The sequence below is a fragment of the Pseudofrankia inefficax genome, from assembly GCF_000166135.1.
In the GTDB taxonomy this organism is placed as follows: domain Bacteria; phylum Actinomycetota; class Actinomycetes; order Frankiales; family Frankiaceae; genus Pseudofrankia; species Pseudofrankia inefficax.
The window spans coordinates 542559-568310 of record NC_014666.1 but is presented as its reverse complement, the minus strand read 5'-3'; the positions used below and the strand labels follow the sequence as shown (position 1 = coordinate 568310).

The following is a 25752-nucleotide window of genomic DNA, read 5'->3' as shown; positions in this document are numbered from 1 at the left end:
AGTGGGCATTCCCCGGCGGGCGCCCGCCGGGAGGCAGCCGACGCGGGACCGCGGGTCTCCCGGTCCAGGACAGCGCTGGTCCTTCCGCGCCGGCCGCGCAAGAACACCAGCCCACGTTGCGAATCCGATCCCCTCACCATGTGAAACGCCTACGAGTTCGCCGTCCGGCTCCGCTGACCGGTACCGGTATCCGGTCATGGCCGACCGCCGGCCCGGTACTGGCCGGAGATCCCGGGCGACGAGGCCTGTCCTGCCAGGCTCCCGCGTTATATCGCCGGCGTGTCGTGCGTCCCTAGACTGGGCGAGTGCCGATCGTCCTGACCGTTCTCGACGGCGTGCGCTGGCGTGGCCGGCCGGTGGTCGGTGAGCGTCCGCAGGCGCTGTTGGCGGCGCTGGTCGTCGGCGGAGGCCAGGCCGTGCCGAGCGAACGGCTGGCCGAGGTGGTCTGGGGCGAGAACGAGCCCGGGAACGCCGGCAAGGCACTGCAGGTCCTGATCTCACGCACCCGGTCGCAGTGCGGCCCGGACGCGGTCGTGCGCGATGGCCACGGCTACCGGCTCGGCGTGCCGTCCGAACAGGTCGACGCGCTGCGCCTCGGCGACCTGACCCGGCGGGCCCGGCGCCTGCTCGCGGCCGACGACCTGGCCGCGGCGCGCGAGACCGCGGCCGAGGCGATGGCGCTGGCCGAGACGCTGGTGGAGCCACGGGACGAGGACTGCCACCCGTTGGCGGAGCTGCGGCGGGACGCCACGGCGCAGCGGGCCGAGCTCGCCGGGCTGCTGGGCCGGGTGCTGAGCCTGGCCGGGGAGCACGAGGCCGCGCTGCCGCGTCTCCTCGAGGCGTTCGACCGGGACCCGTCGGACGAGGCCGCGCTGGCGTGCCTGCTGCGCAGCGAGGCGGCGGTGCGCGGCACGACCGCGGCGCTCGACCGGTACGAGCGCCACCGGTCCGAGCTGCGCGAGCGGCTCGGCGTCAGTCCCGGCGAGGCCCTCGAACGGGTGCACCGCGAGCTGCTCCACCTCGACCGGCCGGTCCGGGTGGGCCTGCACTACGACACGAGCCCGCTGATCGGGCGCGCGGACGACCTCCGACGGCTGCGGGCACTGGTCGGCACCTCCCGCGTGGTCTCGATCGTCGGGCCGGGCGGGCTGGGCAAGACCAGGCTGGCGCACGCGCTCGGGCGGGCGGCCGAACAGCCGGTCGTGCACTTCGTCGGGCTGGTCGGCGTCACCTCGCCGGACGACGTGATCGGTGAGGTCGGTTCCGCGCTGGGGGTGCGTGACTCGGTGCACGGGCGCCGGACGCTGACCCCCCAGCAGCTCGCCGACGTGCGCGGGCGGATCGCCCAGCACCTCAACGCGGCGCCCAGCCTGCTGATCCTCGACAACTGCGAGCACCTTGTCGACGCCGTCGCCGACCTGGTCGCGTTCCTGGTCGCCACCGCGGCCGACCTGCGGGTGGTCACCACGTCACGCGCGCCCCTGGCGATCAGCGCGGAGCGGGTCTATCCGCTGGGCGAGCTCGGCCCGGTGGAGTCCGCCGACCTGTTCCGGCAGCGCGCCGTCGCGGCGCGGCCCGACGTCCAGCTTCCGGTGGACGCGGTGATGGACATCGCCGCCCGGCTGGACGGTCTCCCACTGGCCATCGAGCTCGCCGCCGCCAAGGCGCGGGTGATGTCCGTCGAGGAGATCAGCCGGCGGCTGGAGGACCGGTTCGCCCTGTTGCGCGGCGGGGTCAGGAACGCGCCGGACCGGCACCGCACCCTGATCGCCGTCATCGACTGGTCCTGGAACCTGCTGGAGGAGCGCGAACGACGCGCGCTGCGCTGGCTGTCGGTCTTCCAGGACGGGGTCACCCTGACGGCGGCGGAGCGGGTTCTCGGCGCGGACGCGCTGGGCGCCGTGCAGGCGCTCGTCGACCAGTCGCTGCTGACCGTGGTCGAGACGGCCGCCGGCGTGCGGTTCCGGATGCTGGAGACCGTCCGTGAGTTCGGCCGGATGCGCCTCGCGCAGGCCGGCGAGCAGGACCAGGCGCTGGCCGCGCTGCGGGCCTGGGCGGTCGACTACGCGAACGCGGCGGCCCAGCAGATGTTCGGCGCGCACCAGTTCGATGGCATCGACGCGCTCGACGCCGAGGAGATCAACCTGGCCGACGTGCTGCGCCAGGCGTTGGCCGCCGCCGACCCGGAGACCGCCATCCAGCTGCTGTGCGGCCTGGGCGGGCTGTGGTCCGTGCGCGGTGAGCACCCCAGGGTGTTCGTGCTCGCGGGCTCGGTCGCCGAGACCGTCGCCGGCTGGGTCCCACCTCCGGAGCTCGCGGACGCCACTCGGGCCGCGCTGGTGATCGTGCGGCAGAACGCCATGATCGGGGCATCCAGCGAGGCGCACGCGACGATCCACGACCTGCTCGTCCGTCTCGGGACGGACGAGCACGGCGACCCCCGGATCAACGCGATGGTCACGGTTCTCCTCTCGCACGACCCGAGCAGCGGCGAGCCGTTCGGCACCCGGCTCGACGAGCTGGCCGAGTCCACCGACCCGGCGGTGGCGATCGCCGCCCTGCAGTGGCGCAGCCACCTGCACGAGAACGCCGGTGACCCGATCAGCGCGATCGACGGGGCCGAGCGCGCGCTGTCCCTGATGCGGGAGGACTTCGACGGGCCCTGGCTGGCGGCGATGTTGCACGCCCATCTGGCCGCTCTCCACATGCAGCTGGGGCGTCCGGTCACCGCGGTGCCGCACGCCCGCGCCGCGATTCCGGTGCTCGCCCGGCTCGGCGCGACGGACGACCTGGTGCAGCTCCATTCGGTGGTCGCGCTGGCCGAGGTGGCGGCCGGACACCTCGACGAGGCGTCGGCCTACCTCGACGAGATCGAGCAGCTCAAGGGCTCCGACGCCATCCTCGGTGGCCTGCTCGCGCTCGGCCCCGCCGAGGCCGAGATCGCGCTGGCCCGCGGCGACCCGACCGCCGGGCTCGCGGCCTACCGGGCCTCGTCCGCGCGCCTGCGCGCCTTCGCCTTCCCGGGCCACCAGTCGACCGGCGTCGAGCCCTGGCTGCTGTTCGCGGACGCGAGCATGCTGACCGCGTTCGCCTACCACGGGACCTCCGGTGACGAGGCCGACGGCACCGAGCTGTTCGCGACGTGCCGTGCCAGGACGTTGAGCGCGTTGGGACTGGACGACGTCCTTCTCGACTTCCCGGTCTGCGGCATGGCGCTGTTCGCGCTTGGCGCCTGGGGGCTGCTGCGGTCCGCCGTTCCCGCCGCCGAGGCCGTGCGCCTGCTGGTGCTGGCCGAGCGTTTCTCCTACAGCCGCATGATCCCGACCATGTCCTGGGACCGGATCGCGCCCTGCGCCGAGGAACTCGCGCCCGGCTCGATAGCGGCGTTGCGCGCGGAGTACGGCGACCAGCCGGGCCCCGCCCTGGTCGCGCAGGCCCGGCGCGCCGTCGACCAGCTCGGCTGACCGCGGACCGGCGCGACGGGACGGCGGGACCGCCGAGGTCACTCCGAGCCCGCCATCCGGACCCGGAGCGACCTCGGCGGCCAGCGCCCGCAAGGCCTAGAGGTGACGCTTGTAGCTGCGCACCGACAGCGGGGCGAAGATCGCGATCACGACCAGGCAGGCCACCAGCGTCCAGCCCACCTGGGCGGACAGGTGCGCGTGGTTGGCCAGGTCCCGGTCGGCCGAGACCAGGTGCGAGACCGGGTTGACCTTGACGAACGCCTTCAGCGGGCCGGGCAGGGTGTCGATCGGCACGAACGCGTTCGACAGGAAGGTCAGTGGGAACAGGATCATCATCGACATGCCCTGGACGCTCTGCGCGCTGCGGGCGATGGTGCCGAAGAAGGTGAAGACCCAGGCCAGCGACCAGCCGGTGAAGATCGCCAGCAGGATCGCGCCGGCCACCCCGAGCACGCCACCGCCGGGGCGGTAGCCGATCGCGATGCCCATCGTGAAGGTGAGCGTCGAGGCGATCGCGTACCGGATCAGGTCGGCGACCATCGGCCCGGCCAACGGCGCGATCCGGGCCATCGGCAGCGACTTGAACCGGTCGAAGACCCCCTTGTCCATGTCCTCCCGCAGCTGCACGCCGGTGGCCATGCAGCAGGTCAGCACGGTCTGGGCGAGGATGCCGGGGATCATCAGCGGCAGGTAGCTCTTCACGTTGCCGGAGATCGCCCCGCCGAAGACGTAGGCGAACATCACCGTGAACAGGATCGGCTGCAGGGTCACGTCGAAGAACTGCTCCGGGTTGCGGCGCATCTTCTTGGTGGCCCGCCAGGCCATGACCAGCGTCTGGCGCAGCGTGTCCACCGGGGTGGCCCGGGGGTGGGTGCGGGCGACCGCTTCCCGGGGGTCGATCGTGATCGTGGTCCGGGGCTCGGCAGTGATCGTGGTCATCGGGCCACCTCCTGTGGCGTCTTCTCCTGCGCCTGGCCGGGCACGGTCGGGTCCGGCTGCTCGCCCTCGCCGGCGTCGTGGCCGGTGAGGGCGAGGAAGACCTCGTCGAGCGTCGGCTTGTCCACACCCACCGAGGCGATCTCGACGCCGGCCTGGCGCAGCCCGATCAGCACGTCGGCGACCCGGTCGGACGTCTCCAGCGCGACGTTGAGCTGCCCGGCCTCGGGCGTGACGACCGGCTCCTCGCCGAGCTGCCGGCGCACCACGTCGGTGGCCAGGGAGGTGTCGGCGCCCGAGGCCAGCCGCAGCCGCAGCGTCAGGTTGCCCACCGAGGTCTTCAGCTCGTCGGGGGTGCCCTCGGCCACCTTGCGGCCGCGGTCGATCACCGCGATCCGGCCGGCGAGCTGGTCGGCCTCGTCGAGGTACTGGGTGGTGAGCAGGACGGTGCAGCCGCTGGCGACCAGGCCGCGAATGGTGTCCCACATCTGCCCGCGGGTCCGGGGGTCGAGGCCGGTGGTCGGCTCGTCGAGGAAGATCAGCGGCGGGCGGGTGATCAGGCTCGCGGCCAGGTCGAGCCGACGGCGCATCCCGCCGGAGAACTGCGAGATCCGCTTGCTCGCCGCGTCGGTGAGGCCGAACTGCTCCAGCAGCTCCGCGGCGGTCTCGCGGGACCTGCGCGAGCTCAGGCCCTGCAGGCGCCCGAACATCCAGAGGTTCTCGGTGGCGGTGAGGTTCTCGTCGACGGAGGCGTACTGGCCGGTGACGCCGACCAGCTGGCGCACCCGGTGGGGCTCGCGGCGAACGTCGACACCGAAGATCGACGCGTCGCCGCCGTCGATCGTCAGCAGCGTCGCCAGCATCTTCAGCATCGTGGTCTTGCCGGCGCCGTTGGGACCGAGGACGCCGAAGATCTCGCCTTCACCAATGTCAAGGTCGATGGCGTCGACTGCGCGCACGTCGCCGAACGTCTTGACCAGACCACGCGCGTGGACGGCGGCTGTCATGGAGGTGCTCCTTCCGGACCGCTCCCGTGTGGCCGGCCCAAGGGACAACTCTGGGACCCACCGGTTTCACCGTGGCCTCAGGGTGGTTTCACGGACACCCGGCGGCTTTCGCGCGGCTGCCGGCTGCCTGGTGAGACGGGGTCCTAGACTGCGGCGCCATGGCGATCAGCGATGAGAAGTACGTGGCGGTCACGACCTTCCGTAAAAACAGCGTCGGCGTTTCCACGCCGACCTGGATCGTGCCGCTCGACGACGGCCGGGTGGGATTCTGGACCTCGTCCGCCTCCGGCAAGTACAAGCGGCTCCGCAACAATCCCAGGGTGACGGTGCAGCCCTCGGACAACCGTGGCCGTGTCAAGGCCGACACGACTCCGGTCGACGGAACAGCCGAGCTGGCCCAGGCCGGCCCGGACTTCGACGCGATCCAGACCAAGGTCCGGTCCAAATACGGCGTAATGGTGCATATTACGAAGTTCTTCAACACGGTCGGCCACCTGGGCAAGGGCCCTTTCCCCTACGGCGACACGGGCATCGTCATCACCCTCGCCGTCCCGGCGCCCAGCCCGGAGACCGCGGCCGGCCCGGAATAGAACCGAGCGCAAGGCCGGCGCCGCCCCGCCAACGCAAGTTCCCCTGCCCAACCGGCGATCATCGGCCCCCAAAACCCAATGATCCCGCGTTGCGCAGGGAAATTGGCGTCCCATGCCCCGATTTGCCCCTTTTATTCTGCGCAGCCGGCGATGATGGTCGCCGAACTGCACGAAGATCGCCAGTTGGGCAGGGGATCCGGCAGCTGAGACCGACAGCGAAGATCGATAATGGCGTAGCTGCACCAGTCACGGGCGCCCAGCCATCCGCATTACCCACCGGTCCGCCCGCGGGATCGTGCCAATAGCTGGGCGACGACGAGCTGGACGAGGAGGGCGGCCGCGAGCGCCGCGGCGAACGCCACGAACGTGCCGGCCGGGCCGACGAGCTCCGCGACCAGGAAGCAGAACGCCGCGAAACCGACCAGGCCACGCAGCACGCCACGCAGCAGTGTGGCCGTCGGCTGGTGGCCGGCCTGGGCCAGCGTGAAGGCCGCGACAACGCTCGTGGCGATGGGAAACGGCGCGAGCACGCCGGTCAGGCGGGGGCCGAGGGTGGCGGCGGCTCCCGTGAGCGAAAGAACGAGAAGGGCTGTGGCGAGCGCCCGGCCAGGAAGATCCCACCCCGGCGGCCTGGGCAGGGTCGGCGCTGCGCTGACCGGGTGCGCCGCAGGCATCACCGCGACAGCGGCACCGGTCGCCGCCAGCGCGAGAAGCAGTCCGATCGGGGGCGGCACCACGAGCAACGACAGGGCGAGGTCGGCGATCAGGCAGGCGCACCAGGCGAGCGTGAGGCTGCCTTTCCACCCCAGCGACCGGGACGCGCGGGCGAACGCGACGGCGAACAAGGCGAGCGTCACCAGTCCGAGCAGGGCGGCGTTCGCGGCCTGCGCCGCGAACTGCCGGCCGTGCTGGAGGTCGGTGATGAGCAGGATCGGGCCGGCGACGACCGGCAACGCGACCAGCGTGCCTGTCAGCGCCGGCCCCCACCGCCGTCCGGCGACCGAGGACGCCACGACCAGCAGCGGTGCGAGCAGGAGTTTCAGCGCCAGCGTCACGGTTGTTCCGTCAGCTGAGGCTGGATCGCGGGTGGTCCGGTTCGCGCCTGGACACCGTGACGGGCGGGTTGGTCGGCGCCCCTGAGGGGGTGTCCGCGTGCGAAGGTGTCCCCGGGAACAGGGTGTCCCGAGAGCAGCAGGCGGCGGCGCGGTCGCCGAGGGCGCGGAGCCGCTTCGCGAGGTCGCTGGGTGAGCGGGGAGAGCGGGCTGGGATGAGCCGAAAACGGCGGGTGTTCCTGACCGGCGCGACCGGCAACTGGGGCCGCCGGGTCCTGCGCGAGTTCGCCGGGCGGGCGGACCGGTTCGACGTCGTGGCCCTGGTGCTGCCGACCCGGCGGGAGCGCGCCGCCATCGCCGAGTTCGCCGACCTGCCGAACCTGCGGGTGGTCTGGGGTGACCTGACGGACTACGACGCCGTCGAGCGCTGTGTGCGCGGCAGCGACTACGTCCTGCATGTCGGCGCCATCGTCTCCCCGCAGGCCGACGACCAGCCGGAGCTCACCCACCGGGTGAACGTCGGCGGCGCCCGGAACATCATCAGGGCGGTCCAGGCCCAGGCCGATCCCGGCGCGACCAGCGTCGTCATGATCGGTTCGGTGGCCGAGACCGGCGACCGGAACCCGCCGCACCACTGGGGCCGGGTCGGCGACCCGCTTCGGGTCTCCCAGTTCGACGAGTACGGGCAGAGCAAGATCATCTCCGAGAGGGCCCTGGTCGAGTCCGGGCTGCCGCGCTGGGTGTGGCTGCGCCAGACCGGGATCTTCCACTCCGGAATGCTGGAGATCCGCGACGCGATCATGACCCACGTGCCGTTCGCGGGCGTGATGGAGTGGGCGACCGCCGAGGACTCGGCCCGGCTGCTCGCCAACATCTGCGAGGACGGGGTGCCCGAGCATTTCTGGGGCCGGGTCTACAACATCGGCGGCGGCGAGGCCTGGCGGCTGACCAACTGGGAGATGCTGGTCCGGCTGGGCACCACCCTCGGGGTGAAGGACATCCGGCGCTGGTATGACCGAGACTGGTTCGCCACGCGCAACTTCCACGGCCAGTGGTACACCGACTCCGACGAGTTGGAGGCCCTCGTGCCGTTCCGGCAGGACACGGTCGACGACGCACTCGCCCGAGCCGTCCGGGCGTGCCCGCGCTCGGTGCGCCTGGCGGGGAGGATCCCGGCGACGGTCGTGAAGAACCTGGTGATCGGCCCGTTGACCCGCCAGCCCCGAGGAACCATGGCGTGGATCCGGGCCGACGACGACGCGCGCATTCGGGCCTACTTCGGTTCCCGCGCGGACTGGGAGGCGATCGGCGACTGGTCCACCTTCCGGATCCCGGCGCCGGACCGGTCCCCGCGCCTGCTTGACCACGGCTATGACGAGTCCAAGGACCCGGCCGCCTGGACCGACGACGACTTCGCCGCCGCCGCCGACTTCCGCGGCGGCGAACTGCTGTCCGAGAACCTGCCTGCGGGCGACGTCGCGGCCCCGCTGCGCTGGCGCTGCGCCGACGGGCACGAGTTCACCGGCAGCCCCCGTCTCGTCCTCACCGCCGGGCACTGGTGCCCCGACTGCGTCCGGGACCCGGCCGGCTACGCCAAACAGGCCGTGGCCAACCGTTTCCTGGCCCAGGTCGAGCCCACCTCATAGGTCAGCGCGTAGGTCAGCGACTGCGCTCGACCCGGCCCTCGTCCCAGACCGGCTCCGCGGTCTCCCGGACCTGGCCGTCCATGCCGAACGCCAGGAACCGGTCGAAGGTGCGCGCGAACCAGCGGTCGTGGGTGACCGCGAGGACGGTGCCCTCGAACGACTCCAGCGCCGTCTGCAACGCCTCGGCGGATTCCAGGTCGAGGTTGTCGGTCGGCTCGTCGAGCAGCAGGGCGGTGCTGCCGGCCAGCTCCAGCAGCAGGATCTGGAACCGCGCCTGCTGGCCACCCGACAGCTTCTCGAACGGCAGGTCGCCCTGCGGTTCGAGCTCGTAGCGGCGCAGCATGCTCATCGCGCCGCCGCGGTTCTTGGCGTGGTCCTTCCAGAGAATGTCGACGAGGGAGTGGCCGGCGAGCTCCGGATGGGCGTGCGTCTGCGCGAAGTGCCCCGGCACGACGCGCGCCCCCAGCTTCCACTGGCCGGTGTGCGCGACAGGCTGGCCGGCGAGCAGCCGCAGCAGGTGCGACTTCCCGGAGCCGTTCGAGCCGAGAACCGCGACCCGTTCGCCGTAGAACACCTCCAGGTCGAACGGGCGCATCAGCCCGGTCAGCTCCAGCCCGGCGCACGTCAGCGCGCGGACCCCGGTCCGGCCGCCCCGCAGCCGCATCCGGATGTCCTGGCGGCGCGGCGGCTCCGGCGGCGGGCCGATCTCCTCGAACTTGCGCAGCCTGGTCTTCGCCGCCTGATAGCGCGACGCCATGTCGGGGCTGCGCGCCGCGTACTGCTGCAGGTCGGCGACGAGCCGCTTCAGCTGGGCGTGCTTCTCGTCCCAACGCCGGCCGAGCTCCTCGAACCGTTCGAAGCGCTGCTGACGGGCCTCGTGGTACGTCTCGAAGCTGCCGCCGTGTACCCACACGTCGGAGCCCGCCGGGCTCGGCTCGACACTGACGATCTTCTCGGCGGCGCGGGACAGCAGCTCCCGGTCGTGCGAGACGAACAGCACGGTCTTGCGCGTCGCCTTCAGCTGCTCTTCCAGCCAGCGCTTTCCCGGCACGTCGAGATAGTTGTCCGGCTCGTCTAGCAGCAGCACCCCGTCCGGCCCGCGCAGCAGCGCCTCCAGGACGAGGCGTTTCTGCTCCCCGCCGGACAGCGTCCGGACCTCGCGCCACTGCGCCCGCTCGTACGGTGTGCCGAGCGCGGCCATCGTGCACGTGTCCCAGACGGTCTCGGCGTCGTAGCCGCCAACCTCGGCCCAGTCGCTCAGCGCCTGCGCGTACTGCAGCTGGGCCGCCTCGTCGTCGCGCTCCATCATGGCCAGCTCGGCCGCGTCGACCTGGCCGGCCACCTCCCGGACCCGCGGCTCGGCCACGGAGACCAGCAGGTCGCGAACCGTGCGCTCGTCGCGCACCGACCCGACGAACTGCTGCATGACGCCGAGCCCGCCGCTGACCACGACCGTCCCGCCGTGCGGCTTCAGCTCGCCCGCCAGCAGCCGCAGCAGCGTCGTCTTGCCGGCCCCGTTCGCGCCCACCAGGGCGGTCTTCGCGCCTTCACCCACCCGGAAGGACGTGTCCGAGAACAGCACCCGCCCGTCCGGCAGGTAGTACTCGACGTGCGCCACTTCCAGATGCCCCATAGGGCGGATACTCCCGGGCGCGTCACGGCCTGGCAAACCGTTAGATCGCCGCGCGCCGCCGAGCGGGCACGCGGAGCTGACCGCCTGCGGGCCGCGGCGGCCGGTCAGAAGGTATAGGTCGTCTGGCTGAACGGCTCACCCTTGGTGTGCGCGTACGCCCGCGTCGGCCGGACCTCGAACGCCTCGCTGACCCCGCCCATGTCGGCGTTGACGAGGTGCCCGTCGCGGGCGGAGAGCCGCCAGCGGCCGTCCCACTTGGTGGCGAACGCGGCCGCGAGCCGGGTGAGGATCGCCTCATCGGTGGCGGGGACGGCCTCGCCCTCGACCACCACGTCGATGCCGTGATCCCAGGTGGCCGCGCCGGTGGTGAGGACGACGCGCGGGTTCGCCCGCAGGTTGGCGTACTTCTGCTCCTGGGCGCCCGTGTGGAAGTACAGCGCCCCGTCGAGCCAGACGGCGACAAGCGGGGTCACGTGCGGCCCTCCGTCGGGCCTCACCGTGGAGATCCAGCTGAGTTCCGCGTCACGCAGCACGGCCTCGGCCTGCTCCCAGCTGACGGCGACGGCACTGGGCGCGCTGTAGGGACGGTCGAGCCGGGTGGTCGGCGTTGTCATCTGCCCTCCTGACCGGTGGCGAATGGCCAGGAGGCTAGCGGGCCGGTCCGACAAACCGAGCCGCCTCGCGCCGGCGGCCCGCGCGAGGCGAGGCGGACGCCCAGTGACGCGTCAGCCGAGACCACGGGCCCGCGGTGGGCTGGCGCCGACTCGTGATCGTGCGGGTCTGACCGGGCGAGTGGCGGACGTAATCTTCCCGCAGGGCGGCCACGACACGCGCTACCGCGTGTCATGCTGGCCTACCAGCCCAGGCCGGTAGGAACTGGGCCGAAAGGTCCAATCCGCCCGGTATCAGGACAGATCGGACCGAGCACGGAAGGGACCACCGAGCCCGATGCAGAGCGTGGCCGAGCTGCCGGCACCGGCCGCGGCCGAGCCCAGCCAGACCGCGTGGCCCGTCCTGCTGGTCGAGGACGACGACGGCGACGCCTTCCTCGTCGAGGAACTGCTCCAGGAAACCGCCGCCCCCGTCCGGCTCCTGCGCGCCACGACGATCGCCGAGGCCCGCACCAAGGCCGCCGGGGCCCGCTGCATCCTGCTCGACCTCGGGCTGCCCGACAGCCACGGCCTGTCCGCCCTGGAGACGCTGCGCCGGATCGCCCCCGACGCCGCCATCGTCGTCCTGACCGGCCTCGCCGACGAACACCGTGGCATCGAGGCCATGGCCGCCGGCGCCCAGGACTACCTCGTCAAGGGCGAAGCCGACGGCAAGACCCTGGTCAGGGCGCTGCGGTACGCGATCGAACGGCGCGCGGCCGAGCAGGCCGCCCGCGACCTGCACGAGTCACAACTACGCGCCGAGGAGAACTCCCGCCTCGAACGCGGCCTGCTCCCCACCCCACTACTACGCGACACCCGCCTACGCCCCACCACCCGCTACCGACCCGGACGCCGCCAAGCCCTCCTCGGCGGCGACTTCTACGACATCGTCGAAACCCCCGACCACGTCGTCCACGTCCTGCTCGGCGACGTCTGCGGCCACGGACCGGACGAGGCCGCACTCGGCGCCAGCCTGCGCATCGCCTGGCGCACCCTCGTCCTGTCCGGCATCCCCGAACCCGACCGCCTCACCTACCTCCAGGACGTCCTCGCCAGCGAACGCACCAACGAGGAGCTGTTCGCCACCGTCTGCACCCTCGCCATCGCCCCCGACCGCACCACGCTCACCATGCGCCTCGCCGGCCACCCACCACCCGCGCTGATCCACCCACACCTGACCGCACTACCCGACACGGAGGTCGGACCAGCCCTCGGAGTGCTCGACGACCTCCTACCCAGCGAGCGGATCACGGTTCCGCTGCCACCCGGCTGGGAACTACTCCTGGCCACCGACGGCCTCCTCGAAGGCCGCGACGGCCCCACCGGCGAACGCCTCGGCTGGAACGGCGTCCTCACCGAGATCGCCACCATCAACCCACCACCCGGCGACGACAACCTCCCCGACGTCCTCATCGACCGGATCGAACGACGCAACGGCGGCCCACTCACCGACGACGTCGCGCTGCTGCTGCTGAGGGGGCCGACACCGTGACGGACCAGGCGACCGTGAGTCCACCCACGCGGGAAGACGTGGCGCCACCCGGGCCCGGCCGGCGCGGGCGGCTCGGCGCGATCACCCGGTCCTGGCCGCTGCGGCGCCGGCTGGCGGCGGCGCTGACCGTGACGTCGGTCATCCTGCTCACCGGGGTCGGCCTCACGACCGCCAGCCTGGTCCAGCTGGAGCGCGCGATCCACGAGCGGACCGACATCGTCTCACCGGCCCGGACCCAGGCCGCCACGCTGATGACCAGCCTCGTGGACCAGGAAACCGGCCTGCGCGGCTACCTCCTGGACGGCAAGGCCGACGCGCTGCAGCCCTACGACGACGGCGGCAAGGCGCAGACCGCTGCCCTGACCCGGCTCGACCAGCTCGTCGGCGGCCGGCCCGGCCTCTCCGACGATCTCGGCGCGCTGCGGACCACGGTCGCGGACTGGCACCGGGAGTACGCCGACCCGGTGGCAGCCGCGGCCCGGCGCGGCGACCTCACGGCCGCTCGCGCCATCGACCCGGAGAACTTCGGCAAGCCGTCGTTCGACGCGGTCAGAGCGGCCGACGACCGCCTCGACACCTCTCTGACGACCAGGGCACTGGCCGCCCGCAGCCGGGTGACCTCGACGCTGCACCAGCTCATCGCGGTCCTGATCGTCATCGGGCTCGCGTTCGCCGCGCTGATGGGTGGCATCGGGCGCTCGCTGCGGCTCTGGGTCACCGGGCCGCTGGAGCGGATCAGCCAGGACGCCAGCACGGTCGCGGGCGGAGACCTCGCCCACACCGTGGCCAGGGCCGGGCCGCCCGACCTCGCCGCGCTGGCCGACAGCGTGGAGAACATGCGGCTACAGCTGGTGCACGAGCTCGGCACGGTCTGGGAGGCGGCGGCCAAGCTGGAGGAGCAGGCCGACGCGTTGCGCCGGTCGAACCGGGATCTGGAGCAGTTCGCCTACGTCGCCTCGCACGACCTGCAGGAACCGCTGCGCAAGGTGGCCAGCTTCTGCCAGCTGCTCGAACGGCGCTACGGCGACCAGCTCGACGAGCGTGGCCAGCAGTACATCGACTTCGCCGTTGACGGGGCCAAGCGGATGCAGAAGCTCATCAACGACCTGCTGGCGTTCTCCCGGGTCGGGCGGACCACCGACGAGTTCGTGCCGGTCGACCTGGGCGACGTGCTGGCCCGGGCCAGGCAGGCCCTCGCCACGGCGATCGAGGCGTCCGAGGCGGAGATCACCGCCGATCCGCTGCCCACCGTGGCCGGGGACCCGACCCTGCTCGCCGCCGTGTTCCAGAACCTGATCGGCAACGCGATCAAGTTCCGCGGGACGGAGACGCCCCGCATCCACATCGGCGTCGTGGCCCAGTCCGTCGGGGCACAGTCCGGCACCTGGGAACTGTCCTGTTCGGACAACGGGATCGGCATCGAGGCCGACTACGCCGAGAAGATCTTCGTCATCTTCCAACGCCTGCACCGCCGGGAAAGCTACGACGGAACCGGCATCGGCCTGGCCCTCGTACGCAAGATCATCGAATTTCACGGCGGAACGATCTGGTTGGATACCGCTGTGGAGTCGGGTACGACCTTTCGTTGGACACTCCCGAACAATGCCCCCACCTTGCCCGCGATTGCTGACACGGCGCGCCAAGTCGCCGTGCATGAAGGAGCAACGTGACGAATCCGCTTCCCGAGCCCGTTGTCCCGATCGAAGTGCTCCTCGTCGAGGACGACCCGGGCGACGTGCTGATGACCCGGGAGGCGTTCGCGGACTACAAGGTCAAGAACAACCTGCACGTCGTCAGCGACGGCGTGGAGGCGCTGAGCTTCCTGCGCGGCGAGGGTGAGTTCGCCGACAGCCCCCGGCCCGACCTGATCCTGCTGGACCTGAACCTGCCCCTCAAGGACGGCCGGCAGGTGCTGGCCGAGGTCAAGTCCGACGACAAGCTGCGCCGCATCCCGGTGGTCGTGCTGACCACGTCCGAGGCCGAGGAAGACGTGCTGCGCAGCTACGACCTGCACGCCAACGCCTACATCACGAAGCCCGTCGACTTCGAACGGTTCGTCGACGTCGTGCGCCACATCGACGACTTCTTCGTCAGCGTGGTCCGCCTCCCCGGTCACTGACCGGGGAGGCGGACCAACCCGCTGGCGCTTCAGACGGCGGCCGCCGCCTCGGGAGCCACCGCCGGCTCGGCCTGCGGGGCGTGCATGCCCCGGCGGCCGGGCAGCGCGAGCGCGCCGAGAGCGCCCAGCCAGCAGACGCCGGCCGCGACGAAGCAGGCGATGTGCAGGCCGCTCATGAACGACGCGTTGACGTCGGAGACGAGCTGGTCCCGTAGCGCGGGGCCGGCCTGGCTGGCGACCTGGAACGCGGCCCCGACGGAGTCGCGCGCCGCGTTCGCCGCCTGGGCCGGCAGCGCGGCGACCGCCGTGCCGGCCAGGTGGTGGGTGTAGATCGAGGTGAAGACGCTGCCGATGACGGCGACCCCGAGCGTGCCCCCGGCCTCGCGGGTGGCGTCGTTGACCGCCGACCCGACACCGGCCTTCGCGGCGGGCAGCACGCTGAGGATCGACTCGGTGGCCGGGGCCGTGGTCAGGCCCAGGCCGGTGCCCATGAGAACCATCTGGGCCGCGATCTGCAGGTACGGCTGGTAGGTGCTGGACACCGCGATCCACGCGAACGAGCCGCCGAACAGCACCAGACCGGTGACGACGATGGTCCTGGTGCCGAGCCGGCCGGCCAGCAGGGTGCCGGTCACCGATCCGAGCGCGATGGTGAGTGCCACCGGCAGGATCCGGACTCCGGTCGAGACGGTGCCGAACCCGCGGATGAACTGGAAGTACTGCGTGATCAGGAAGATGAACCCGAAGAGCGCGAAGAACGCGACGGTCACCGCACCGCTGGCGGCCGAGAAGGCCGGCGTCCGGAACAGGGACACGTCGAGCATCGGGGCCGGGTGGCGCCGCTCCAGCATGACGAACGCGGCCGCGACGGCGGCGGTGACGGCGAACCCGCCCAGGGTCAGGGCCGAGGTCCAGCCGCGGTCCGGCGCCTCGATGATCGTGTAGACGAGCAGCCCGATGGCGGCCGAGGACGTCACCAGGCCGGGCAGGTCGAGCCGGGCGGCGGCCGGGTCGGAGGACTCCGGCACCAGCACGAACGCGAGCACGGCCGCGACCAGGGCGACCGGGACGAGCGCGACGAAGACGCTGCCCCACCAGAAGTGGGCGAGCAACAGCCCACCGGTGACGGGACCGATCGCGACGCCGAGGCCGGTGACGGCGCCCCACACGCCGATCGCCTTGGCCCGCTCGGCCCGGTCGGGGTAGGCGTTGGTGATGATCGACAGGGTCGTCGGGAAGATCAGCGCGGCGAACGCCCCCATGACGAAGCGCACCGCCACCAGCGCGCCGGCGCCGTCGCACAGCGCCCCGATCCCGCTCATCAGCGCGAAGCCGACGAGCCCGCCGAGCAGCACCGGCCGCCGGCCGAACCGGTCTCCGATCGAGCCGGCGGTGAGCACGAGGGCGGCGAAGGCCAGGTTGTAGCCGTCGACGATCCACTGCAGGTCCCTGGTGGTCGCCCCGAGCTGGCGGGCGAGGTCCGGCAGAGCGACGTTGACGATCGTGGTGTCCAGGTTGATCGCGAAGACGGCCAGGCAGACGGTCACGAGGACCGCGAGCCGGCGGCGGGGGCTCATGGACGGCACAGGGGCCACATCCCTTGGAAGTTGACAGCGGCAACATTGGCAAGAGTCGCATGGAGAGTGGACACTGTCAACATGCCAACCGAAGAACCGAGCCGCCCGTACCACCACGGTCATCTGCGGGAGGCACTCGTCGAGGCCGGGGTCGGGCTGGCCCGGACCGGGGGCCCCGAGGCTGTCGTGCTGCGCTCGGCGACGCGGGCCGCCGGGGTCTCACACAACGCGGCCTACCGGCACTTCGACGACCGGGACGAGCTGCTGCGGGCCGTGTGCGAACGATGCATGAGCCAGCTGGCCCAGCTCATGGAGGCCCGGATCGACGCCGTGCCCTTGGAGGGCGACCCGGTGGCGGACGCCTGGCTCAGGCTCGGGGCGCTCGGCAGCGCCTACGTCGAGTTCGCCACCTCGGAACCCGGCTGGTTCCGGACGGCGTTCGCGGTGCCGCGCACCACGCACATGTTCCAGCCCGGCGAAGGAGTCGGGAACTGCGGGCTCGGCCCCTACGAGATGCTCGGCGCCGGGCTCGACGAGCTGGTCCGGGTGGGCGCGATCCCAGCCGAACGCCGACCCGGCGCCGAGTACGTGGCCTGGTCGGCCGTACATGGCCTGTCGAGCCTGATCATCGACGGCCCGCTACGCGAGCTTCCCGACGACGAGCGAGCCCGCGCCCTCGACACCGTCCTCGAGGCCGTCGTCCGGGGGCTGTGACCAGCCGGCCGCGGGAACCGCTCCCTCAGTGCCGTCCTGAATCGCTGTCCTGAATCTCAGAGGCGGTGCGAGGCGTCCGACTTCTTGTTGCCGATGCCGAAGTAGTTGTGCGGACCGGGCACCAGGAGCTTGCGGAACTTGTCCGGCTGGACGGCGAGCACCCCGATGGCGGCATAGCACTGCTCCCGCTCGATGATCGGGAACCGCTGCCGGTGCACGGCGTCGGCGTATCCCCGGATCATGTTGGTGACCGGGGGCAGCACGCTCTTCTTCGCGTCCGGGTTACTCCACTGAGCCTTCTGCCAGACGCTCATGTTGTTCGACGCCCCGGAGTGCGAGCGGCGCTGCCACAGCGGCTCCTCCACGACCCGCCAGGTCCCCCGCAGCGCCAGCTCGGCGAGCAGGACCCGGTCGGTCCCGTAGAACTTCTGATGCAGCGGGGTCGCCAGCAGGACGTCCCGGCGGATCAGGCCGAAGATCTCGAAACACCACTTCGTGTGCAGCAGTACGTCGCGAAAACGGACGTGCGGGTACGGGGAGCGCATCTTGCGGGTGGCGACGTTCGGGTCCGGCCCGTCGACGTAGGTGCCCTTGTCGTCGACGAACCCCACGCCGTCGGCGGCGGGCGCCAGCGGCTTGCCGTTCTCGTCGATGTGCGCGGCGAACGAGTGGCACAGGACGGCGTCGTCGTCGTTGCTCAGCAGTCTGTACGTCTGTTCCAGATACTCCGGCAACAGGACGTCGTCGTCGGCCGCCCACCGGAAGAAGGGTGCGCGCGAGATCCGGGCGACCTCGTTGTAGTTCGCGTTCGCGCCGATGTTCGCCGCCTGGCGCACGTAGCGAATCCGCGAGTCCTCCTTGGCGTACGCCCGGCACAGGTCCTGGGTTCCGTCGGTGGAGGCGTTGTCGGAGATCACCAGCTCGAAGTCACCGAACGTCTGCGCCAGATGCGACTCGATCGCCGCCCCGAGGAAGTCAGCGCCGTTGTACACCGGAATCCCGATGCTGACCTCAGGTACCCGGGATTCCGTCATCGCAGCGTCTCCGTCTGTCGATCGTCAGCCTGCCGAGCACAGGGACCGCGTGCCCGGGCGTGCACATGCGCGATCCACCACCAGGTGAACCGGGGTTCCCGCGGGCGTCGGGCCCTCCGGGGCGAGAAAGAGACCCTGGACCACGTCCCCTCGGACGCGCCAACCATACCCTCACGTGAGGGTATGGTTGCGCGCCGGGTGCGGGTGTGACGCGTACGCCAGCGGACCCTCCGTCTCGGCGTCGCCCGAGGCCGTGGCCCCGTCCGGCTCACCCGCGCGGACCCGAGAGGACCGGCGTGTCTCGCCGGGCGGCGGGTCGCTGCGCCAACGTGGTGGGACCCGTCATCTGGTGTTCAGGCTCAGTCCTCTGCCGGGCGAGGCCCGGGCCCTAGCGTCCTGGATCGGCCCGCGCGCAACGGGCGGCGCCAACTCGCGACTATCGGGAGGCCGGGTCCATGCCACGCGTGCCCAGAAGGCGAATAGCAGCCGCCGTGCTGTCAGCAGGTATCGGGAGCGTCTCGCTCGCCGCCCCGGCGCTGGCGAACCCGGGCGCCACCGGGCTGGTGATCAGCGAGGCCTACCTGAACGGCGGGTCGTCGGGAGCGAGCTATCTCAACAAGTTCGTCGAGCTGTTCAACCCGACCGCGAGCCCCGTCGCCCTCACCGGCGACACGCTGCAGTACCGCGCCCCCACCAGCACGGTGACCCCGAGCGGCGCGCAGGTGTTCGCGCTGTCGGGCACGGTGGCAGCCCACGGCCACTTCCTCATCCAGCTGCCCAGCAACAACGCGACGACCAACCCCGGCGCTCCGCTGCCCACCCCGGACCTCAGCACCGGCGGCAGCATCAACCCGGGCGCCGGCGGCGGCACCCTGTTCCTCGCGGCCAGCACCGCGGGCGTGCTGCCCACCGACGCCTCGGTGCTCGACAAGATCGGCTGGGGCACCAGCAACTCCCCCGAGGGAACCGCGCCGACCGGCAACTCCGTCGTCCTGAGCTACCAGCGCGACGCCGCCGGCACCGACACGGACAACAACGCCGCGGACTTCTCGGTCGCGGCTCCGACCCCGCAGAACGCGGCCAGTGACGGTGGCGCCACCGGCGGCGGCACGGTCACGGTCGCCAGTCCCGGGACGCTGAACGCGACGGTCGGCACCGCGATCGCCCCCGTCACGCTGGCCGCCTCCGGGGGCACCGCGCCGTACACCTGGACGGCGACGGGCCTCCCCGCCGGCCTCGCGATCTCCACGGCGGGCGTCCTGTCGGGAACCCCGACAGCGGCCGGCACGGCGTCCGTGACGGCGACCGCCACGGACTCGACCGCGGCGACCGGCTCGGTGTCGTTCACCGTCCAGGTCGTCGACGCGGCACCGACCGTCACGCCGATCGCGGCGATCCAGGGCACCAACACCGACACGTCGCCGCTCGCCGGCCAGACCGTGACCACCGAGGGCGTCGTCACCGCCGCCTACCCGACCGGCGGCTTCAACGGCTTCTTCCTGGAGACGGGCGGCGCCGGCGGGACCGCGGCGCAGGACGCGACCCCCGGGACCTCCGACGCGGTGTTCGTCTTCGGGTCGGTCTCGGCCGGCCAGGTCACCGTCGGCGAGAGCGTCCGCGTCACCGGCAAGGTGTCCGAGTTCCAGGGCGAGACCGAGATCGGCAGCCCGACCGTCACCCAGCTGGACACCCCGCTGCCGGCTGTCGTGCCCGACCAGCTCGCCTGGTCCGACCTCTCGACGGACGCGCAGAAGGAGGCGCACGAGGGCGAGCTGATCGCGCCCCAGGGCGACTTCACCGTCTCGGACAACTACGACGCCAACTGGTACGGCTCGTTCACCCTGGCCGCCGGGGACACCCCGCTGCGCCAGCCGACCGACGTCGGCACCGCCGGCAGCCCCGCGGCCCAGTCCGCCGCCGCCGACAACGCGGCCCGGATGATCACCCTGGACGACGGGTCGAGCGTGAACTACTCGACCGGCGCCAACGCGAACACGCCGCTGCCCTGGCTCACCCCGACCAACCCGGTCAGCGTCGGCGCGAAGGTCACCTTCCACAAGCCGCTGGTCCTGGACTACCGGTTCTCGCTGTGGAACCTCCAGCCGACGGCCCAGGTCACCGACGACGGTGCCGCCGTGGCGACCTTCAGCGACACCCGGACCGGGAACGCGCAGCCGGCGAACGTCGGCGGCGGCGCCCGGCTGGCGACCTTCAACGTCGAGAACTACTTCTCGATGACCGGCGAGCAGTACGTCTCGATGGGTCTCGGCACCTGCACCTACTACACGGACCGGCAGGGCAACCGGATCGGCGTCAACACCTGCACCGGCACGGACGGCAGCCCCGGCCCGCGCGGCGCCGCCAACGACGCCAGCTTCGCCCGCCAGCAGTCGAAGATCGTCACCGGCATCAACCGGCTCGGGGCGAGCATCGTCTCGCTGGAGGAGGTGGAGAACTCCAGCAAGTTCGGCGAGCCGCGGGACACCACGCTGGCCGGCCTGGTCGGCGCGCTCAACGCCGCCGCGGGCTCGAACGTGTGGGAGTTCGTCCCGTCGCCGCCCGACGACCAGCTGCCTCCGCTGGCGCAGCAGGACGTCATCCGGACCGCCTTCATCTACAAGCCCGCCGCGGTGTCCCTGGTCGGGGCCGCCAAGGTGCTCACCGGCGACTCGGCGGACGGCCAGCCCTTCTCGATCGCCAGGGAGCCGCTCGCGCAGGGCTTCAAGAAGGCCGGCGCCACCGACAAGGACGCGTTCCTCGTGGTGGCCAACCACCTGAAGTCGAAGGGCGCCGACGCGACCGGCCTCTACCCCGGCGACGCGGAGGACACCTCGTCCCCGGCGGTCGACCAGGGCGCTTTCAACGCCACCCGCGTGCACCAGGTGACCGACCTGAGCGCGTTCGCCACGCAGACGGCGGCGGGCCTCGGCACGAACCGGATCTTCCTGCTCGGCGACTTCAACGCCTACACGGGTGAGGACCCGATGCAGGTGCTGTACGGCGCCGGCTACGTCGACCTGGGCAGCACGCTCGACCCGGCGGAGCAGACCTACTCGTACAACAGCCTCGAGGGCTCACTGGACCACGTGCTCGCCAACCCGGCCGCACTGTCGATGGTGACCGGCGCGGACGTGTGGCAGATCAACGCCCAGGAGGCCGTGGCCTTCGCGTACAGCCGCTACAACTACAACGCGACGCAGCTGTTCAACGGCACGGATCCGTTCGCAGCCTCCGACCATGACCCGGTCGTCGTCGGCCTGACGCTCCCCGCGACGCCGCTCCCGGCCGCCTGGAGCGCCTCGAAGGTCTACAACGCCCCCGACACGGTGACCTACAACGGCTCGACCTGGCAGGCGATGTGGTGGACGCAGAACCAGACGCCTGGCGACCCCAACGGACCGTGGGAGCAGATCGCGACCGCGCCCGACGGCATCGCGCTGTGGACGGCGTCACGCGTCTTCAACACCGGTGACGTCGCCGAATACCAGGGCAAGAAGTACGTCGCCCAGTGGTGGACCCGCAACCAGGCACCAGGCGACCCCAACGGTCCCTGGAAGCTCTCCAGCTAGGAAATCCCGCTCGCATGGGTAGGGCCGCCCGAACGGCGGCCCTACCCATGCGGGATTCGGCGGCGCGACCGTTCCACACGGTCGCGCCGCTTTTTCTTGCGCCGTCCCGGCGGCGACCCCGGAGGGCCGCCGCCGGTCAACTCACGCCTGGCGGGGCGTCACGGGGCCGGGCAGGTGGCGCCGGCCCAGCCCATCACGGTGCAGTAGGTCTGCCGGCTGACCTTCCACTGGCCACCGACGATGACGGCGGTGCCGTTCTGCACGCCGAAGTCGGCACCCTGTTGATAGGTGATGTGGAACGGGAGCGCCGCACTGCGCGGACTGGTGAAGACGATGTCGCCGGTCGTCACCGCGGCGGTCGACGTAGCACCGGGGAAGTTCTGCATCGCCTGCGCCAGCGTGCCGGCGAGCGCCGGGCCGTCCTCCACCGCGCCGAGACTGTAGGCCGGGTCCTCGCCACCGGTGAACGCCCGCGTATAGGCCTGCTGGATGGCCAGCCGGGCAGCGGCCGGGTCGCGGGGCGGACGTCCCGCCTTCGGCGGGCAGACGGCGCCCGCGAGGCTCAGCACGGAGCAGAAGGTGTCCCGGCTGACCTTCCACTGACGGTCGACGACAACGGCCGTGCCGTCCCGCTGGCCGATGTCATAACCGCCCTGGTAGACGACGTCGAAACGCAACGCCGCCTTCGCCGGCCCCTTGATCTTGATACCCGAGACCGTCACCTGGGACGGGCTGGTGGCCGCCGGGAAGTTCTGCTCGGCCAGCGCGAGGGTGCTGGCCAGCGCCGGGCCGTCCTCGACCGCGGCGAGATTGTGGGCCTGATTCTGACCACCGGTGAATGCCTGCAGGTAGGCGGCCTTGATTGCGGCATCCACCCGGGTAGAAGGCGGCTGGGGCCCGTTTCCGGCCGCCAGCGCTCCCTGTGCGGGAATCACCGCGGCGGCGCCGGCGACAAGCAGGGCCAGCCCGGTCAGACGTCTCTTCCACCTGGTTCGCGCAGAACTGGCGATCAGATTTCTCCCTGATCGGTCGGACATCGTCATCGCGTCCTCCTCTGGGGCACGGTTGCCTCACTTACAAACGCGAGCCCCGGCACGGAGGTTGAGCCGAAATCGGCGGAATTTCGGCCCTTGCGGCCCGGGTCCGGCCCGGCGGGCGAGGCGACGAGGCGCGCGGGCCACCACTCCGACACGAACCGCATTACGTGTCCATGTGGACACTTTCAGTGAGATCGCTGCGATTCGCCGGCTAACAGTCATAGTGCGGCCTTTCGGGGGCACCGGAAGCGCATAGGAGGTGGCACATGTCCACGCAAGAGACGCCGGCCACAGGCGATGATCGTCCCTCGGAGGTCGACAACGCCGGCACGGGCCACCGCACCGACCATGATCACCGTTTCGGCCCTGGAGTGGTGACGGAAACGCCCCTGCCACGACCACTCCAGGGCCAAAGCCGCGATCAAGACGACGCCAGAGCGCCCAGCGACCTCCGCGGGTCGGCAGGAGTGTGCGGGCACCTCCAGCGGGTAGGCGCCGATCGGGTCCGGCCCCACGAGGACTCCGGCCTCGGACGACTCCGCCCTCGGACAAGGAGGACAGCGGCATCGTGAAGAACTCCGTCGCGCTAGCGCGCACCGCCCGCATGATCGAGGCCCTCCGCCAGCGCGGAGCCGACCAGGCGCAGGACGTCACGGCCAGGCCCGAGGACGGCAGCGCGGGCGGTGCCCCGCCGAGGGACACCCGGCGGCCGCGCGTCGTCGTCGTGGGCGGCGGTTTCGCCGGCCTCGGGGTGCTGCGCCACCTGGAGGCGCGGCTGCCTGCCGACGCCGCCGACCTGGAGCTGGTCTCGCCGACCGACCATCTGCTGTACACGTCGCTGCTCCCGCAGGTGTGCGCCGGCGAGGTCGAGCCGCGGCACCTCGCGATCCCGCTGCGGGCGTCGCTGCGGCGCACGACGCTGCGGACCGGGCACGCCGTCGACGTCGACACGGCCGCCAGGACGATCACCGTCGTCGACGGAAACGGCTCGTTCAGGCTCGGCTGGGACCGTCTCGTCCTCGCCCCCGGATCGCTCACCCGCACCTTCGACATCCCCGGACTGGCCCAGTACGGCCTGGGCCTGAAGAACCTCGCCGAGGCGGTCTACCTGCGCGACCACGTCCTGCGGCAGCTTGAGTACGCCAGCACCTGCCCGGACCCGGCCGAACGGCGGGCCAGGGGCACCTTCGTCGTCTGCGGCGCCGGCTACACCGGAACCGAGCTGGCCGCGCAGATGCGCCGATTCACCCTCGACGCGCTCAGGTACTTCCCCCGGCTGGCCGCCGACGATGTGCGCTGGATCCTGCTGGACCGGGCCCCGCGGGTGCTTCCCGAGCTCGACGAGACGCTCGGGGCGGGCGCGCTCAAGGTCCTGCGTGACCGCGGGGTCGAGGTCTGGCCGCAGACGTCGGTCACCCGGGTCACCGCGGATTCGGTGACCCTGAGCAACGGCGAGACGGTGCCGGCCCACACCCTCGTCTGGTGCACGGGAGTCACCCCCAACCCGCTGATGGAGAAGGTCGGCACCGAGACCAGCAAGGGCCGGCTCGTCGTCGACGAAAGGCTCAACGTCCCCGGCGCGGCCGGCGTGTTCGCGCTGGGTGACGCCGCGGCGGTCCCCGACGTGACCAGGGGTGGCGCGCCGGCCGGGCAGACCGCGCAGCACGCGGTCCGGCAGGGCGCCGCCGCCGGCCGCAACATCGCCGCCTCACTCGGCTACGGCAAGGCGAGCCCGTACCGGCACCGCGATCTCGGGTTCGTGGTCGACCTCGGTGCCGGCGACGCGGTCGCCAACCCGCTCGGCCTTCACCTCTCGGGTGCGCCGGCCGCCCTCGTCACCCGCACCTACCATCTGCTCGCTCTCGGCACCGGCACCAACCGGGCTCACGTCGCCTGCGACTGGCTGCTCGCCGCCGCGTTTCCGGAGCAGGTCGTCCAGCTCGGGTTCCTGCCACCGCCCCACGCGACGATCGCCGAGATCGAGGACACCCGCCTGTATCCCAACTGAGGCTGGCGCGGCCCTCGTCGCTCCCAGGCAAGCCGCTGCCGCCGGGGACCAGCCGCCGGATGGTGCCGGGCCCTCCGACCAGTCGCGTTATCGCGCCGGCGCCGGGGTAGAAGCCGCCACATGGCGTTGATCAGGCGAAGGCGCGGCCAGCCCACCGAGCTCGCGGTGGGCACGGGACCGGACGCCGCGGTCCAGGAGGCCGAGCCGGACCGGCTGGCCGAGCTACGGCCCGGATCCTGGTGGGCGGTGCTGCGCAGGACCGTCGCCGAGTTCAACGAGGACGCGCTGTCCGACCGGGCCGCCGCGCTGACCTATTACTCCATCCTGGCGATCTTCCCCGCCCTGCTGGTCCTGGTGTCGCTGCTGGGCGTGATCGGCCAGTCCGCGACCACGACGGTCCTGGACAACCTGCAGAACCTGACGCCGGCCTCGGCGCGGGACGTGGTCAGCGGCGCGGTCGACGGCGTTCGTGGCAGCGCCGGGACGGGCAGTGTGCTCGCCATCGTCGGCCTCGCCGGTGCGCTGTGGTCGGCGTCCGGCTACGTCGCCGCGTTCATCCGGGCCGCCAACGCCGTGTACGACATCCCCGAGGGCCGCCCGGCCTGGAAGATCGCGCCACTGCGCATCGGGCTGACCGTCGCGCTGATGGTCCTGGCCGCCCTGAGCGCCGTGATCGTGGTGTTCAGCGGCAAGGTGGCCCGTCAGGCCGGATCGGCGCTCGGTATCGGCCAGACCGCGGTCGACGTGTGGTCATACGCCAAATGGCCGGTCCTCGTCGTCTTCGTCATCCTGATGATCGCGATCCTGTACTGGGCGGCGCCCAACGTCCGGCATCAGGGCTTTCGATGGCTGACTCCCGGCACCGTGCTCGCCCTGGCCATCTGGATGGTCGCCTCGGCCGCCTTCGCCTTCTACGTCAGCAACTTCGGCTCGTACAACAAGACCTATGGGGCCGTGGCCGGGGTCATCATCTTCCTGGTCTGGCTGTGGCTGACCAACCTGGCGATCCTGCTCGGGCTGGAGTTCGACGCCGAGCTGGCGCGCCAGCGGGCCATCGTCGGCGGCTATCCGGCGAAAACCGAGCCGTACGCCCGACCACGCGACACGCGCCGCTTTCCCCGTCGCCCGCTTCGGAAGAAGCCAAAGCCGACGGCACCTGATGCCCCTACCGAGACCACCCACGCCGAGGCGCCAACCGGTTAGAGACGAGCACAGGGGCCC

Annotated in this window: 18 protein-coding genes; 10 read left to right on the top strand and 8 right to left on the bottom strand. The window is 71.7% G+C overall.

All coding sequences use genetic code 11. The features are described 5' to 3' along the window. The first annotated feature begins 305 nt into the window (after window positions 1-305). Entirely contained in the window at window positions 306-3464 is a 3159-nt protein-coding gene (locus tag FRAEUI1C_RS02330) for an ATP-binding protein (protein WP_013421672.1), read from the top strand. A 96-nt stretch (window positions 3465-3560) separates the two neighbouring features. Here the strand turns inward: FRAEUI1C_RS02330 and FRAEUI1C_RS02325 are convergent, their stop codons facing one another. Together FRAEUI1C_RS02325 and FRAEUI1C_RS02320 are read right to left on the bottom strand one after the other, a co-directional pair. Then, on the bottom strand, window positions 3561-4403 hold the full coding sequence (locus FRAEUI1C_RS02325; RefSeq protein ID WP_013421671.1) for an ABC transporter permease: 843 nt from the start codon (window positions 4401-4403) through the stop codon (window positions 3561-3563). Next, window positions 4400-5407 carry a daunorubicin resistance protein DrrA family ABC transporter ATP-binding protein gene (locus tag FRAEUI1C_RS02320; protein ID WP_013421670.1) on the bottom strand — a complete coding sequence of 336 codons (1008 nt, stop codon included), beginning with the start codon at window positions 5405-5407 and terminating at the stop codon, window positions 4400-4402. The genes FRAEUI1C_RS02325 and FRAEUI1C_RS02320 overlap by 4 nt, the downstream gene beginning before the upstream one ends. A gap of 158 nt (window positions 5408-5565) precedes the next feature. On the opposite strand from FRAEUI1C_RS02320, the gene FRAEUI1C_RS02315 reads away from it, so the two are divergent. Continuing rightward, window positions 5566-5997: a PPOX class F420-dependent oxidoreductase gene (locus tag FRAEUI1C_RS02315; RefSeq protein ID WP_013421669.1), complete on the top strand. Its 432-nt coding sequence runs from the start codon at window positions 5566-5568 to the stop codon at window positions 5995-5997. 269 nt (window positions 5998-6266) lie between these two features. Here the strand turns inward: FRAEUI1C_RS02315 and FRAEUI1C_RS02310 are convergent, their stop codons facing one another. Beyond that, window positions 6267-7052, bottom strand: coding sequence for a hypothetical protein (locus tag FRAEUI1C_RS02310; protein WP_013421668.1), 786 nt, complete (start codon window positions 7050-7052; stop codon window positions 6267-6269). Window positions 7053-7264: 212 nt separating this feature from the next. On the opposite strand from FRAEUI1C_RS02310, the gene FRAEUI1C_RS02305 reads away from it, so the two are divergent. Continuing rightward, entirely contained in the window at window positions 7265-8695 is a 1431-nt protein-coding gene (locus FRAEUI1C_RS02305; protein ID WP_013421667.1) for an NAD-dependent epimerase/dehydratase family protein, read from the top strand. A 13-nt stretch (window positions 8696-8708) separates the two neighbouring features. On the opposite strand, the gene FRAEUI1C_RS02300 is transcribed toward FRAEUI1C_RS02305, so the two are convergent. Together FRAEUI1C_RS02300 and FRAEUI1C_RS02295 are read right to left on the bottom strand one after the other, a co-directional pair. Then, entirely contained in the window at window positions 8709-10328 is a 1620-nt protein-coding gene (locus tag FRAEUI1C_RS02300; RefSeq protein WP_013421666.1) for an ABC-F family ATP-binding cassette domain-containing protein, read from the bottom strand. Between the two features lie 104 nt (window positions 10329-10432). Next, window positions 10433-10942 carry a pyridoxamine 5'-phosphate oxidase family protein gene (locus tag FRAEUI1C_RS02295; protein ID WP_013421665.1) on the bottom strand — a complete coding sequence of 170 codons (510 nt, stop codon included), beginning with the start codon at window positions 10940-10942 and terminating at the stop codon, window positions 10433-10435. Between the two features lie 334 nt (window positions 10943-11276). On the opposite strand from FRAEUI1C_RS02295, the gene FRAEUI1C_RS02290 reads away from it, so the two are divergent. The 3 genes from FRAEUI1C_RS02290 to FRAEUI1C_RS02280 are packed head-to-tail and all read left to right on the top strand — an operon-like array spanning window position 11277 to window position 14592. Further along, entirely contained in the window at window positions 11277-12473 is a 1197-nt protein-coding gene (locus FRAEUI1C_RS02290) for a PP2C family protein-serine/threonine phosphatase (RefSeq protein WP_013421664.1), read from the top strand. 14 nt (window positions 12474-12487) lie between these two features. Continuing rightward, entirely contained in the window at window positions 12488-14143 is a 1656-nt protein-coding gene (locus FRAEUI1C_RS02285; RefSeq protein WP_198318694.1) for a sensor histidine kinase, read from the top strand. After that, entirely contained in the window at window positions 14140-14592 is a 453-nt protein-coding gene (locus FRAEUI1C_RS02280; RefSeq protein ID WP_013421662.1) for a response regulator, read from the top strand. The genes FRAEUI1C_RS02285 and FRAEUI1C_RS02280 overlap by 4 nt, the downstream gene beginning before the upstream one ends. A gap of 29 nt (window positions 14593-14621) precedes the next feature. Here FRAEUI1C_RS02280 and FRAEUI1C_RS02275 read toward each other — a convergent pair whose 3' ends face one another. Then, window positions 14622-16169 (bottom strand): MFS transporter, encoded by a 1548-nt coding sequence (locus FRAEUI1C_RS02275; protein ID WP_041258720.1) that lies wholly within the window; start codon window positions 16167-16169, stop codon window positions 14622-14624. 81 nt (window positions 16170-16250) lie between these two features. Between FRAEUI1C_RS02275 and FRAEUI1C_RS02270 the strand changes: the two genes are divergently transcribed. Continuing rightward, entirely contained in the window at window positions 16251-16883 is a 633-nt protein-coding gene (locus FRAEUI1C_RS02270; RefSeq protein WP_013421660.1) for a TetR/AcrR family transcriptional regulator, read from the top strand. A gap of 56 nt (window positions 16884-16939) precedes the next feature. Here the strand turns inward: FRAEUI1C_RS02270 and FRAEUI1C_RS02265 are convergent, their stop codons facing one another. Next, window positions 16940-17917, bottom strand: coding sequence for a glycosyltransferase family 2 protein (locus FRAEUI1C_RS02265; protein WP_013421659.1), 978 nt, complete (start codon window positions 17915-17917; stop codon window positions 16940-16942). 491 nt (window positions 17918-18408) lie between these two features. Between FRAEUI1C_RS02265 and FRAEUI1C_RS02260 the strand changes: the two genes are divergently transcribed. After that, window positions 18409-21486 (top strand): ExeM/NucH family extracellular endonuclease, encoded by a 3078-nt coding sequence (locus FRAEUI1C_RS02260; RefSeq protein ID WP_198318693.1) that lies wholly within the window; start codon window positions 18409-18411, stop codon window positions 21484-21486. A 158-nt stretch (window positions 21487-21644) separates the two neighbouring features. Here FRAEUI1C_RS02260 and FRAEUI1C_RS02255 read toward each other — a convergent pair whose 3' ends face one another. Further along, complete coding sequence (locus tag FRAEUI1C_RS02255; RefSeq protein WP_232425271.1) at window positions 21645-22361, bottom strand: MTB12 C-terminal domain-containing protein; 717 nt, start codon at window positions 22359-22361, stop codon at window positions 21645-21647. 730 nt (window positions 22362-23091) lie between these two features. Here FRAEUI1C_RS02255 and FRAEUI1C_RS02250 point away from each other — a divergent pair. Both FRAEUI1C_RS02250 and FRAEUI1C_RS02245 read left to right on the top strand, forming a co-directional pair. After that, on the top strand, window positions 23092-24531 hold the full coding sequence (locus FRAEUI1C_RS02250; RefSeq protein ID WP_013421655.1) for an NAD(P)/FAD-dependent oxidoreductase: 1440 nt from the start codon (window positions 23092-23094) through the stop codon (window positions 24529-24531). Between the two features lie 120 nt (window positions 24532-24651). Beyond that, window positions 24652-25734, top strand: coding sequence for a YihY/virulence factor BrkB family protein (locus FRAEUI1C_RS02245; RefSeq protein WP_013421654.1), 1083 nt, complete (start codon window positions 24652-24654; stop codon window positions 25732-25734). Window positions 25735-25752 lie beyond the last annotated feature (18 nt).